We start from the raw sequence: 13,405 nt of genomic DNA on the forward strand, positions 1-13,405 counted from the left end.
GGCGACGCAGCGGTTGACACTTTGTGAGCACTGCTCTCTAATTAAAAGAGCAGTGCTCGCAACAACGACGGGTGAACCCTTGACTCCACACATGCCGCGCACCGCCACTTCGGCACCGGCCATCTCGGGCATCGCGATGATCGCAGCGGGAGTGATGTTCACGTTGTACCCACTGATCCGCGGTTTCGGATCCGAGGAGCGCCGCGCCGGTGCCGAGATGTTCGCCGCACTGTCGTGGATGGCGGCCCACCTGTGCGCCATGGTCGGGTCCGTGCTGATCGCCGTCGCCCTGCGCTTTCTCCCGAGCGCAGGTTCGGCGCTGGAGCTGACCGCATGGCTGGCGGCGTCGTTTCTGCTGCCCTACTACGGCGCCGAGGCCTACGGACTCAACGCGCTCGGACACTGGGCCCGCGACAACGCAAACTACGACGCCCTTCAGATCGCGGACGGGTTTCGCTACGCCCCGGTCCCGATGATCACCTTCGGAATCGGCTGGATCCTGCTGGCCGCAGTGGGAATCGCGCTGATCGTGCAGGCGGCGCGGGATCGCGGCGGACCGGCCATGAACCGGCTGGGCGCGGCGATCTCCGGTTTCGGGCTCACCGTGTTCCTACCGGTGTTCTTTGTGCCCGGCGTCCTCCGGATCGCCCACGGGATCGTTCTCGCCGTCGGCCTGATCATCTGGGGCGTCGCCGTGCTGATCGGGAATCAGCCCACGAGCCGGCTACGGGGCAAGACCGCAGACGAGGCCGACCCGTCTCGGCGCTATCGCCAATCTTCTTCGTTACCATGATCATTCACGGCGCCGACCGTCCACCCCGCGGCGCGGCCAACCCATTCTTGTAGGCGACGACGACGAGTTGCGCACGGTCACGCGCACCGACCTTGTGCATCGCACGCTGGACGTGCGTGCGGACGGTCAGCACACTGAGGTACAACTCTGCGGCGATCTCGTCGTTGGTCTGACCGTCGGCCACCATCCGCACGACCTCCACCTCACGCGCGTGAGGTCGTCGATACCGGGCGTCGACACCTGCGGTGCAGCAACGGGTCCGGTGACGATCTGATTGATCACCGCCCTGGTCGCCCCCGGCGACAACAGACTGTCACCACCGGCGACCGTGCGGATCGCATCGACGAGAGTCGCTGCGCTGACATCCTTTCCGAGAAATCCGGCGGCGCCCGCGCGCAGTGCCCGCACCACATGGTCGTCGGTCTCGAAGGTCGTCAACACGATGATCCTCGTCGACGCCAAATTCGGCTCGGCGCAGATGTTTTCGGTGGCGGCGAGTCCATCCACCCGCGGCATCCGGATGTCCATCACGACGACGTCCGGGCGCAGTTCCCGCGCCAACCGCACCGCCTCGGCACCATCACCGGCCTCGGCCACCACCTCGAGATCCGGCGTCGAATCGATCAGAATCCGGAAGGTCTCGCGCAGGAGTGCTTGATCGTCGGCCAACAGCACCCGGATCACGGCGTCGTCTCCCGACCCGGCCGCCGTACCGGGGGCATCTGCTCGGGAGTGGTGATCGGCAGGGACGCCACCACGTGAAATCCGTTGTCCGGCAACCGTCCGGCACGCAGCTCCCCACCCACCGACTGTGCGCGTTCCCGCATGCCGACGAGGCCGAAACCCGACGCCCGGGTCGGCGTGCCCACCACCGCGTTGTCGACGGTGATCGTCAAGTGGTCACGTGCATAACGTAATCGGAGCGATGCCTGCGCCGAATCCGCATGCTTGGCGGCGTTGGTCAGGGCCTCCTGAATGATGCGGTACGCCGTCAGGTCGGTTCCCGGGGCCAACTCGATCGGCTCACCCTCGACGGCGAGGTCGACGCGCACACCGGCGTCGGCCGCCGCCGTCAGCAGATCCGGAAGTTGCGCCAATCCGGGCGCCGAGCGCAGATCATCGTCGGGCTCGTCCTCGGGGGTGCGCAGCACGCGGACGATGTCACGCATCTCGACAATCGCTGTGGCCGTAGACTTCTGGAGCTTGCCCAACAGGTCCCGTGCCACATCCGGATTCGCATCGAGCAGGTGAAGAGCGGTTCCGGCCTGCGCGTTGGCGACGGTCATGTGATGGGCGACGACGTCGTGCAGATCGCGGGCGATCCGGACCCGCTCCTCGGCGACCCGGGCGCGCGCCTCACTCTCCCGCGTCAGTTCCGCGGTGTCGGCGCGGGTGTGGACCGCGGCGAGATACATCGCGTTCAGCCGGCTCTGGGTACCGAGCACCACCGGGAGAACCACCCACAGCGCGGGACCGAGCGTGCGGATCACCACGGTGGTGTCGATCTGACCTCCGACCGCCGCGGCGATCACGAGCACCGAGACCACCGCCGCAGTCCACCAGGACACCCGGGCGGCGTGCTCGGCCGCGAACCGGAACAGCGCAACCATCAACGGCGCCAACAGAAGTGGAGTCAGAACGTAACCCAGGATTCCGAGGACCACGATGCACAGGGTGGTGATCGCGACGACCACCGGAGAGAACTTGCGCACGAACGGCAACGACGCCGACGCGATCAACACCAGCGCCTCGGCGGTGAGGAGACTTCCCGGGTGCACCCCGTCCGGGTCGGCGAGGTTCACCCCGACGACGGCTGCCACGAAGACCGCGACCGCGATGGCGGCATCGACGAGCCAGACGTGTGGCGTGGCGCGCCATCGGGATGTCAGTGACCGCCACACCGTCGACTCCCGCATGGCGTCCACCTCCTCGATCCCGTGCCCCCTGGTCTCCATCATGGCCGATCCCGCACCCGGCGCCGGCGATGGTCGCCTCGCTACACCCGGCTGCCCGCCGCCGGCGTTCCCGATTCCGGCTCGGGCACCGCGTCGGACTTGTCCAACGCACCACCCTCGATGTCGACCGCAGGCAGGATCCGGCCGAGCCACCGCGGCAACCACCACGCACTGTCCCCGAGCAACGCCATCACGGCCGGGACGATGCACAGACGCACCACGAAGGCGTCGAACAGCACCGCCGCGGCCAGACTCAACCCGAGCATCTTGATGAACGCATCCGATTCGACCACGAACCCGCCGAAGACGGCCATCATGATCAGCGCCGCCGCGACGACCACCCGTGCGCTCTGCGTCATCCCGCGGGCGATCGCCTCTCGGGCGCCGACGCCGGTGACGTAGGCCTCCCGCATCCGGGACACCAGGAACACCTCGTAATCCATCGCGAGACCGAAGACGATGCCGATCACGAAGATGGGGACCGCACTCTGGATGGGGCCGGTGACCTCCACACCGAAAACGCTGTCCAGGACGCCTTTCTGGAACACGAGCACGGTGACACCCAGAGCCGCCAGGACCGAGAGCAGGAATCCCAGCGCCGCAGTGACCGGGATGAGAATCGAGCGGAACACGATGAGCAGGAGCAGCACCGCCAGACCGATCACCGTCGCCAGATACGGCACCAGCGCACCCTGGATCTTCGACGACAGGTCGATGTTGATCGCGGTGTTGCCGGTCACGGTGAACGTGGCCCCGGTGCCACGGACGAGGTCGACGCGGATGTCCCGCAGGTGATGCACCAGGGTCTCGGTCTGCGCGTCGGTGGGTGCGGTCGTCGGAATCGCCTGGAACAGTGCGGTGTCGCCCATCTCGTTCGGCATCGCCGGGGACACCGACGCGATGCCGTCGACCGCCGCGATCCGGTCGGCGATCGTGGTGACCGCGGCATCCGGAGCCGGGGCGCGCTGAGCGTCGACGACGATCATCAGCGGACCGTTGAAGCCCGGACCGAAGGCCGTCGCCAGCTCGTCGTAGGCGCGTCGTTGACTCGTCGACGTCGACTTCGACTCATCGCCGGGCATGCCGAGTCGCAGATCGGCGACCGGGATGGCCAGCAGACCGAGCGCCAGCACCCCGACCACCACGGACAGGATCGGTCTGTGCAAGATGAACCCCGACCAGCGCTGTGCCGCAGAGGGTTTCGTCGAACCATCGCCTCCGACGACGACCACCCCGTCGCGGCGCGCCTTCCGCGACAGCACCCGTTGCGGGGCCAAGCCGATGATCGCCGGCACCAGGGTGAGTGCCGCGAGGACGGCCACGACGACCGCGCCGGCCGCCGCCAATCCCATCTTGGTGAGCATGGGCATGCCGATCACGGTGAGACCCGCCAGCGCGATGACGACGGTCAGCCCGGCGAACAGCACCGCCGACCCCGCGGTACCGGCCGCCATCGACACCGCGTCGATCGGGGTGCGTCCTGCAGCCCGCTCCTCGCGGTAGCGGGAGACCACGAACAGTGCGTAGTCGATGCCCACGGCCAGGCCGAGCATCAGCGCCAGCGTCGACGACGTCGACGACAATCCCAGCGTGTCAGCGAGCGCCAGGATGGACAGCATGCTGATCCCGACGCCGACCAGCGCGGTCAGCAACGGCAGGCCGGCCGCGACGATCGAGCCGAGGGTGACCAGCAGGATGACCGCCGCCAACGCGATCGCGATCATCTCGGCGACGCCGGTCGGACCACCCGATTCCAGGGCGTCACCACCGGCATCGACGGTCAGGCCACCGACCCGGGCCCCGGCCACCACGTCGTCGACGGCCGTCCGCGTCGCGGTGGTGACCGACGCGGCGCCGACGTCGAAGGTCACCGATGCATAGGCGGCGGACTTGTCGGCGCTGACCGCATCGGACTCGAAGGGGGCGTCCACCCGGTCGACCTGATCGACCGATCCGAGCTCTGCGACCGCCTCATCGATGGTGGCGCGGTATCGCGGATCGGTGATCTGCGAACCTTCCGGAGCGACGAACACCACTGTCGCGCTGCCGGTTTCCGCGTTCACACCGGGAAAGCGTTCGTCCATCAGCTCGAAGGTGCGCTGCGATTCGGTGCCCGGCATGGAGAAGTCGTCGGGTGGGGCGGGAGGCGCGGAGAGCATCGCGATCAGGGTGCCGGCCAGAACCAGCAACCACACGATCGCCACGGTCGCCCGTCGCCGGAAAGCGAAGGCACCCAGACGTGCCAGTATCGAAGCCACAGCGAATCCCATCCTCTGATGAACCGGTCATTCGAATCGACCGGATGAATCGTCGGACTCGATCCTCCGACGAGGACGACGCGCGGTCATCGCACTGTGGGAGGCACTTTCGCTACTGATATCGGAGGACACGTGAGCCGAGCGAGTACTGCACCTGCAGTAGAGCCCTCATCTCGGCAGCCCGCGATGCAGATCGGCCTGCCCGACCACGAGCCGCGCGGCACGGTGGACACACCAGCCCGTCCACACCGCCGAGATAAGCGCGATCACCAGCAATTCGCCTGTCATCCACCGTAATCCGGCCCCGGCGATCATGTTCGACGGGTCTTGCACAATCAGCACCGCGGCCCCCACCGACAGCGCCCCGACCACCGCCGACGGCCAGGCGGCACGGGTCTCGAGGTGATGTTTCTCGTCGATGACCTCGGCGGCCCGCCACGGGCCGGATGACCCCGACCGGTCGTTGAGTTGGGACAGGGCGACGAAGAGATCCGGGTTTCGGCGGGGCTGGGTGGAGCGACGATAGGACAGCACCCACGCACTCACCGCGACCATGGCGATGACGACGAGTGAGAGGCTGAGCACACCCCAGCGTAACCCCGCAGAGCGCCGTCAACGCCGGACGGCGGTGAATCGGGACCGCCGACGTTCGAGGTGGTGTTCGTGTCCACGCCGGCGGGGCGGGGATTGTGCCAGGAACCCGGCGCCCGAGTAGTAGACCAGCTTGGCACACTCCACGATCGCAGGTGGCGGTGCTGCTGACCATCTTCATCATCGCGGCGAATCTGATACTCGGGCGTCCCCTCATCCGATCGATGCTCTTCGCTCACGAGGCGAGCGATGTGAAGGTGCCGGGATGAGGATGGCGACCGCCGCGGACTGGCTTTGGATCAGCGCGGTCAGCAGGAACTGGATGACGGCGAACATGATGATCGGCATCAGGAAGGTCATCGACACGATGTTCACCACGAGCGTTCTGTCTTCCCGGGACACTTCGTAGGTGGGCCGCAGGCTCTGGAAGAGTCCGAGCACCTCACCGACGACGCCGGCCATCGGCAGGTCGGCGGCCGCCGACGACACGATCAGGATGTACCCCCGTCGCTCGATGATCGCCTCGGTACTCGCCTGAACGGTGGTGAACACCCCGATCACATTCACCTCGATCAGCCGGCGGAACGCGACCGGATCGACGTGGCGGACCGTTCCGTCACTGTGAATGCCCGCGTTGGCGATCACGACATCGATTCCAGCCGAACTCGCAGACGCCGACGGCGACCGCCCGACCTCCACAGCCGCGATGTCAGAGACATCCACGACGCGGGGAGATCGCGCGATCGCTATCCAGCTGTCGCGCAACGTCTTTCAGACTGTCGGCGTTGTCGTCGAGGGTCAGCGGCGCACCGTATCGGGGCGACAGTACCGCGGTGGCCGACCGTTACCCGCGAACCCGCCGCAGGTCAGTCCCCCGACTCCGGGGCCCGATCGCCGATCGTGCCGTTGAGGTCGATGGCGTCGTTGCGGATGGTCCGGCCCTTGCCGACGGCCGGGATCAGCTCGTACTCGGCGAGAATTGATCCGACCTCGTTGGATTGGACCTTGCCCAGGATCGCGTCGCGGATCTTGCTCGGTCCGGGCAGGTCGACCACCGCGCCGTCGCGCAGTCGGCTCGTCGCGGCCAGCAGGCTGCGCACGTCGTAGGTGGAGTTGAACACCTCGGGCACCGCACGTTCGATGTCGAGCAGTGTGTAGACCGCTTCCATCGGTGTGCGAACGGAGTACTCCGTGGTGAAGATGCAGTCGCGGCTCGTCTCAGCGAACTGCCCGATGAAGGCGAAGTTGACCGCCCCTGCCGGTACCACGTCTGGTCGGTCACCGGCCTGACGCGGCATGAAGAAGGAGGTCACATACGGCATCATCACCGGCACCGCCTTCGCGGAAGTGGCTGCCATGTCGGCAATTTCGTCATCGGGCACCCCGAGGTGGTACAGCCACTCGGAGACGATCTCTTCTCCGGTGCACTCCGACATCGTCTTCTTGACGTGATCACCGGGGGTGTCGACGAGCAGCGAGTACACCCAGATGACGATCTGGTCCTCGGGTTGCTGTTTGAAATGCGGCTGGCGGTTGACCGTCCAGCTCATCTGCCAGCTGGAGTCCTTGACCGTGACGATGCCGCCGGTGACGACCTTGCCGGAGAACGGATCCCGCTTGGTGATCTTCTGGATGTATTCGGGAATGCGCTTGTCGAGAGTGGTGACCGTGCAGGATTCCCATTTGGTCTTGGCGATGTTGCCACCGAACACGTCGGGTCGTCCGAAGGACGGATCCTTCGCGGCGATGCGGCGCCACAGATCCCACGCCGGGGCGGGCCCTTCGTCGAGGGTGGCCGGAGTGTGATGATCACCGTTGTTCGAGTTCTCGGTCAGCGACCCGATGGTCATGAACAACAGGTCGTCGGCACCGAGTTCGGTCACGCCCTCGCCCGCCTCACCGATCGTGCTGTGCGGGCCAGCGATCCAATGAATTGCGGTGGCCTGCTTGCGATCTGACGACAGATCGAAGTCGGCGTCGGTGATCTCGGTATCGAAGTGGAAGGTGACACCCTGATCGAGCAGCCACGTGTAGAGGGGCAGTACCAGCGATTCGTACTGGTTGTACTTGGTGAACTTGAGGGCGCTGAAGTCCGGCAATCCGCCGATGTGATGAATGAATCGGTGGATGTAGAGCTTCATCTCCAGCGCCGAATGCCAGCGTTCGAAGGCGAACATGGTGGTCCAGTACAACCAGAAGTTGCTGGCGAAGAATTCGTCGCCGAAGACCTCGTCGATGCGCTTGTTCTCCATCTCCTCACGCGTGGCGAGGAAGACCTTGACCATCTCCTTCTGCGCCCGATCACTGAGGGTGAACTTGTTGTCGGTGTGCGCATCCTGACCGCGATTGATGGTGGCGCGCTGCAAGGAATAATTGGGATCATCCTTGTTGAGCCAGTAGAACTCGTCGAGCACGCTGGCGCCCTCGATCTCGATCGACGGGATCGACCGGAACAGATCCCAGAGGCACTCGAAGTGGTTCTCCATCTCGCGGCCACCGCGGACGACGAACCCCTTCTCGGGCTCCTTGATGCCGTCGAGTGCGCCACCCGGCAGCTTCAATCGCTCGAAAACGGTGATCTTGTCGCCGGACATCTGTCCGTCGCGGATCAGGAATGCCGCCCCGGACAGGGACGCGAGGCCTGCCCCGACGAACCAGGCGGTTTTGTCGTCGACACCCTTGGGCTTACGTGGACGTGCGAATGCTTCGTAGTTGCCACTGCTGTAGTACACCGTCTGCCTCTCGCTGGAGATTCTCCGTACCCCCGTCATCCACGTCTATCATCCCCCGGTGATCATCGGACCAATTCCGTAGGTGACTTCACCTGCTCTCAGGAATGACGTGTCCGACACATGGTGGCCCGCATGTACAAGAGCGCACCCACCATCCCCGTATCTCGGCATGGATCATTGCTCCGGCACGCCGCATCTTGTCGCTTCCACGGTCTTCGTGCTCGAGCAACCGACGAGTGCTCGGGATGCTGACGATTCCTTCGTCGGCGGCCGCCGACAGTCGGTGAGCAGTGAGCTCACGTCTCGATGTGAAATGGGTGTCGAGATAGGGCAACGTATCCATTCATGACAACGATTGTCAGGCGGACACATCCTCGGCGTCGGCGCGGGACGACGATCGGCGCACGGCGTGCCGGCATCGTGTCGGCGATCGTCATCCTCATCGCGCTGAGCGCACCGCTCATCAGTACACCGACCGCTGCCGCCCTGCCGCCCGGGCTGAACTACGTCGCCCTCGGCGACTCGCGGGCGGCGGGGTCGCTGCCCGCCTTCGAGCCGGCGAACGGATGCTGGCAGAGTTCGGTGTCCTACCCGCGCGTCCTGGCCCGCAGCATCGGACCGCACAGTTTCGTCGACCGCTCATGCGCCGGCGCGTGGGCGGCCAACATCACTCATCTCCCGGAGAACGGACCTTTCGGCCCGATCCCGCCGCAGATCCGGTGGGTTACCCGGTCCACGGATCTCGTCACCATCTCCATCGGCGGCAATGATCTGAACTGGGGCGCCATCGCCGGCCGGTGTACCACACAGGTGCCGGGTGGCGATGCCCGCTGCCGGACCAACGGGGCGCACCTGGCGGCCGCCGACCGATCACTGAATCACATGACGGCGGTGATGGATTCGGCGGTGCGGGCGGTGCGGGCCGCGGCGGCGCCGCACGCCCGGATCGTGATCGTCGGCCACGGTGGCGTCATCGGCACCCGCGGATGTTGGCCGTTCGTCCCGGCGTCGGATGCCGATGCCCGCTGGATGAACTCGTTCATGACGAAAGTCAATGCCGCCCAGGCACGGATCGCGCAACGGTATGACGCCGCGTTCATCGATGTGATGAGACGTTCGGTGGGTCACGACCCGTGCGCCGCGCAGCCGTGGTTCGAGGGGACGGTGCCGCGGTCGCTGGCGGTATCGGGGCATCCGAACGAGATCGGTATGGCCAAGATCGCCGAGTGGATTCGCACGCAGGTGCGCTGACCGGCGGACCTCAGCTCGCGCTCCACCCGCCATCCATGGCGTAGGACGCGCCGGTCACCATGCCGGCATCCGCCGACGACAGCCAGCACACCAACGAGGCCACATTCTCCGGCGTCGCCATCTGCTTGATCGCGGTTTCGGTGAGCAGGACGTTCTCGACGACGTCGGCCTCGGAAATGCCGTGCACGCGAGCCTGATCGGCGATCTGTTTGTCGACGAGTTCGGTGTGGACGTACCCCGGACTCACGCAGTTGCTGGTGACGCCGTGCGACGCCCCCTCCAACGCCGCGACCTTCGACAACCCTTCGAGGGCATGTTTGGCCGAGACGTAGGCCGACTTGTAGGCCGACGCCCGACGGCCGTGCACCGACGAGATGTTGACGATGCGTCCGAAACCGTTGCGGTACATGGCCGGTAGCGCCGCCCGGATCAACAGGAACGGCGCCTCCACCATCAGGGCGTGCATCCGGCGAAACGTGTCGGGTTCGAACTCTTCGATCGGCGCGACCGATTGGATACCGGCATTGTTGACCAGGATGTCGACGTCGAGGTGCAGATCCTCGAGGTCGGCGGTGTCGAGGAGATCGACACCCCAGGCCTGCCCACCGATGTCGGCGGCGAGTTGTTTGGCGGCCACCTCGTCGAGGTCGGCGACGAGCACCTCGGCGCCGCGGTCGGCCAGCGCCCGCGCGCACGCCGCTCCGATTCCCCTGGCGCCACCGGTGATCAGGGCATGACGTCCGGCGAACTCCGCACTCATGCGCTCACCTGCTCACGGCGCGAACCCATTCCGAGGTTGTCGCGGGCGTCGGCGGCGTCGATGGATTCCAGTGTGATGCCCCGGGTTTCGCGGGCGAAGTACACCGCGATCAGGGTGACGACGGCGGCCGCGGCCAGGTAGATCGCGATGGGGACCGAGGAGTGGAATCGGCTGAGCAGTGCCGCGGCGATGATCGGGGCGAGCGACCCGGCGACGATGGAGGTGACCTGATAGCCCAGGGACACAGCGGAATACCGCGTCCGCGTCGGGAACATCTCGGCCATGATCGCCGGCTGTCCGGCGTACATGAAGGCGTGGAAGACCAGGCCGATGATGATCGCCAGCATGATGACGGTGTTGTGACCACTGTTCATCATCGGGAAGGCGAAGAATCCCCACAGACCGGCCGTGACGGCGCCGATCGCGTACACCGGCCGACGTCCGACGCGGTCGGAGAGCCTGCCCACCAACGGGATCACACCGAAGTGCACGGCATGGGCGACGAGCATCCACCACAGGATGTGGGCGGTGTCGGCGTGCACGACGATCTTCAGGTAGGTGATGGAGAAGGTGACCACCAGGTAATACATGATGTTCTCGGCGAAGCGCAGGCCCATCGCGGTGAGCACGCCACGCGGGTAGAGCTTGATGACCTCGAGGACGCTGAACGACGACGCCTTGACCTCCTCGACCTCCTCCTGCGCCCGGACGAAGATCGGGGCGTCGGTGACCTTGGTCCGCACGTAGTAGCCGACCAGGACGATCACCGCCGACAGCCAGAAGGCCACGCGCCACCCCCAGCCGAGGAAGGCCTCGTCGCTGAGCACCGACGTCAGGATCAGCAGCACGACGGTCGCGACGAGGTTGCCCATCGGCACGCCCGCCTGCGGCCACGACGCCCAGAAACCCCGTCGACGACTGGGACTGTGTTAGGCGACCAGCAAGACCGCGCCGCCCCACTCACCGCCGACCGCGAATCCCTGGATGAACCGCAACGCCACCAGCAGGGCAGGTGCGAGATACCCGATCGCGGCGTAGGTCGGCAGGCAGCCCATCAGGAAGGTCGACGCACCGACGAGAATCAGGCTGAACTGCAGCAGCTTCTTTCGGCCGAACTTGTCGCCGTAGTGACCGAACACCACACCACCGAGTGGTCGGGCGACGAAGCCGACGGCGTAGGTGACGAAGGCGGCGATGATCGCGTCGAGTTCGTTGCCGCCGGCCGGGAAGAACACCTTGCTGAACACCAGCGTGGCGGCGGTGCCGTACAGGAAGAACTCGTACCACTCGACGATGGTGCCCGCCATGGATGCGGCGACCACACGTCGCAGACCCGATGGGCGGTACGTCTCCGGCTCACCGATCCCCGGACTCGAGACGTTTGACATTGCCACTCCTCTCAGAACACCGCCACTGTGATGGCGCTCACGTTCATTCGGGTATTGGTGCTCATCGATGCGCGTTCAATGGACGATCCGTCGCACCACATCTGCAAGAATGCAGATATGCGCTGGGACAAGGTCAGCTCCGAGGATCTCCGCATCCTGCTGGCGGTCGGCCGGACCGGGCGTTTCACCACCGCCGCCGACGTCACCGGCCTCAATCACACGACCGTCTCGCGCCGCATCGAGCAGTTGGAGAAGGCGCTGGCCGGCCGGGTGCTGGCACGCGGAACCGGCGGATGGGAACTGACCGACCTGGGCCGACGCGCCTTCGCCGCAGCCGAACGCATCGAGGCCGCACTGCATGATCTCGACGACACCGGCCAGGGTGAGCCCGCACTCAGCGGCGTCGTGCGACTGTCGGCCACCGACGGCTTCTCCGCGTTGCTCGCTGCGCCCGCCGCCGTCGACGTGCGCTCCCGACATCCGGGCGTCAGCGTCGAGATCGTGACGGCCACGCGGGTCGCATCGCACACGCGCACCGGTCTCGACATCGAGATCGTCGTCGGCGAGCCGCACGTCCACCGCGCCGAGGCACTGCGGCTGGCCGATTACCGCCTCGGGCTGTACGCGTCGCGGCAGTACGCGGCCGACCACGTCATGCCCGAGAGCCCGAAAGAGCTCACCGCGCATCCGCTCGTGTACTTCGTCGACTCGATGCTGGCCGTCGACGACCTCGACCTTGCGCGGACGCTGGTACCGCAGATGGCCGAGGGGGTCACGTCGACGAATGTCTTCGTCCACGTGGAGGCCACTCGTGCGCACGCGGGTATCGGGCTGTTGCCGTGCTATCTGGCCGACCGTCATGACGATCTGATCCGCGTCCTGCCCGACGTGAACGCACAACTCACCTATTGGCTGGTCGCCCGCGCGGAGTCCTTCCGACGCCCCGCTGTCGCCGCGGTCATCGACGCCATCCGCCGCGTCGTCGAGGGCCACAGATCCGCCCTGCTGGGTGCGGCATCACCCCGGGAGTAGCCGGGCGATTTCGTCGGTGAGCGATGATTTCTCGCCGCGCACGTGGTCTACCGCCATGTCGGGTCCACCACGACCATCAGGAGGAGAAATGCGCAAACTCGTTGTCACACAGAACATCACTCTCGACGGGTCGATCGAGATGCTCACCACGTGGTTCGATCCCACCGATCAGACGCCCGACCTGCTGGACGAGATCCATCGCCAGGACGCACAAGCCGATGCACTTCTCTTGGGGCGTAAGACCTTCGAGGACTTCCGCGGGTATTGGCCGCGACAGGATGATGACGCCACCGGAGTCACCGACTATCTCAACACCGTCGAGAAGTACGTCGTGTCGTCGACGCTGACCGACCCGCGGTGGCAGAACACCTCGATCCTTCCCGGAATCGATACCGTCGCAGAGGTTCTCGCGTTGAAGGAACTCCCCGGCAAGGACATCGTCGTCACCGGCAGCATCGCACTCACCCACGCCCTGATCGGTGCCGGCCTGGTGGACGAGTACCGACTGTTCGTCTATCCGGCAGTGCAGGGCCGGGGCCGGCGACTGTTCCCGGACGGGACCGACACTCCGGCCCTCCACCTCGACGACTGCACGTCGTTCAGCAATGGTGTTGCGTTACTGAGGTATTCGACGAAATGAGGCGC

General features: G+C 66.0%; 10 protein-coding genes and 2 pseudogenes. 4 read left to right on the forward strand and 8 right to left on the reverse strand.

Going from position 1 to position 13,405, the window contains the following annotated elements; genetic code table 11:
- The first annotated feature begins 91 nt into the window (after nucleotides 1–91).
- Nucleotides 92–793 (forward strand): hypothetical protein, encoded by a 702-nt coding sequence (locus ABLE94_RS12050; protein WP_348808834.1) that lies wholly within the window; start codon nucleotides 92–94, stop codon nucleotides 791–793.
- A 4-nt stretch (nucleotides 794–797) separates the two neighbouring features.
- Here the strand turns inward: ABLE94_RS12050 and ABLE94_RS12060 are convergent.
- From ABLE94_RS12060 to ABLE94_RS12085, 6 genes and pseudogenes are all read right to left on the reverse strand, one after another.
- Nucleotides 798–1,477: pseudogene (locus ABLE94_RS12060) on the reverse strand (response regulator transcription factor).
- Entirely contained in the window at nucleotides 1,474–2,751 is a 1,278-nt protein-coding gene (locus tag ABLE94_RS12065) for a sensor histidine kinase (RefSeq protein ID WP_348808837.1), read from the reverse strand. The pseudogene ABLE94_RS12060 and the gene ABLE94_RS12065 overlap by 4 nt, the downstream one beginning before the upstream one ends.
- Nucleotides 2,752–2,789: 38 nt before the next feature.
- Nucleotides 2,790–5,006, reverse strand: coding sequence for an MMPL family transporter (locus ABLE94_RS12070; RefSeq protein WP_348808838.1), 2,217 nt, complete (start codon nucleotides 5,004–5,006; stop codon nucleotides 2,790–2,792).
- Between the two features lie 168 nt (nucleotides 5,007–5,174).
- Entirely contained in the window at nucleotides 5,175–5,591 is a 417-nt protein-coding gene (locus tag ABLE94_RS12075) for a hypothetical protein (protein ID WP_348808839.1), read from the reverse strand.
- A 219-nt stretch (nucleotides 5,592–5,810) separates the two neighbouring features.
- A complete protein-coding gene (locus ABLE94_RS12080; RefSeq protein ID WP_348806373.1) occupies nucleotides 5,811–6,320 on the reverse strand; it encodes an SDR family NAD(P)-dependent oxidoreductase in 510 nt (169 codons plus the stop codon).
- A gap of 143 nt (nucleotides 6,321–6,463) precedes the next feature.
- Nucleotides 6,464–8,329 carry an oleate hydratase gene (locus tag ABLE94_RS12085; protein WP_348806457.1) on the reverse strand — a complete coding sequence of 622 codons (1,866 nt, stop codon included), beginning with the start codon at nucleotides 8,327–8,329 and terminating at the stop codon, nucleotides 6,464–6,466.
- A gap of 345 nt (nucleotides 8,330–8,674) precedes the next feature.
- Between ABLE94_RS12085 and ABLE94_RS12090 the strand changes: the two genes are divergently transcribed.
- The gene (locus ABLE94_RS12090; protein WP_348808840.1) at nucleotides 8,675–9,580 is read left to right on the forward strand and encodes an SGNH/GDSL hydrolase family protein; all 906 of its coding nucleotides are present in this window, start codon (nucleotides 8,675–8,677) and stop codon (nucleotides 9,578–9,580) included.
- A 10-nt stretch (nucleotides 9,581–9,590) separates the two neighbouring features.
- Here the strand turns inward: ABLE94_RS12090 and ABLE94_RS12095 are convergent, their stop codons facing one another.
- Together ABLE94_RS12095 and ABLE94_RS12100 are read right to left on the reverse strand one after the other, a co-directional pair.
- Nucleotides 9,591–10,340, reverse strand: coding sequence for a 3-hydroxybutyrate dehydrogenase (locus tag ABLE94_RS12095; protein WP_348806371.1), 750 nt, complete (start codon nucleotides 10,338–10,340; stop codon nucleotides 9,591–9,593).
- Nucleotides 10,337–11,728 (reverse strand): annotated as a pseudogene (locus ABLE94_RS12100) (MFS transporter). Before ABLE94_RS12100 ends, ABLE94_RS12095 begins: the two are co-directional and overlap by 4 nt.
- A gap of 78 nt (nucleotides 11,729–11,806) precedes the next feature.
- Between ABLE94_RS12100 and ABLE94_RS12105 the strand changes: the two are divergent.
- The gene (locus tag ABLE94_RS12105; RefSeq protein WP_348806456.1) at nucleotides 11,807–12,760 is read left to right on the forward strand and encodes a LysR family transcriptional regulator; all 954 of its coding nucleotides are present in this window, start codon (nucleotides 11,807–11,809) and stop codon (nucleotides 12,758–12,760) included.
- A gap of 88 nt (nucleotides 12,761–12,848) precedes the next feature.
- A complete protein-coding gene (locus ABLE94_RS12110) occupies nucleotides 12,849–13,400 on the forward strand; it encodes a dihydrofolate reductase family protein (protein WP_348808841.1) in 552 nt (183 codons plus the stop codon).
- The last annotated feature ends 5 nt before the right edge of the window (nucleotides 13,401–13,405 follow it).

The sequence above is a fragment of the Gordonia sp. VNK1 genome, assembly GCF_040049135.1.
In the GTDB taxonomy this organism is placed as follows: Bacteria; Actinomycetota; Actinomycetes; order Mycobacteriales; family Mycobacteriaceae; genus Gordonia; species Gordonia oleivorans.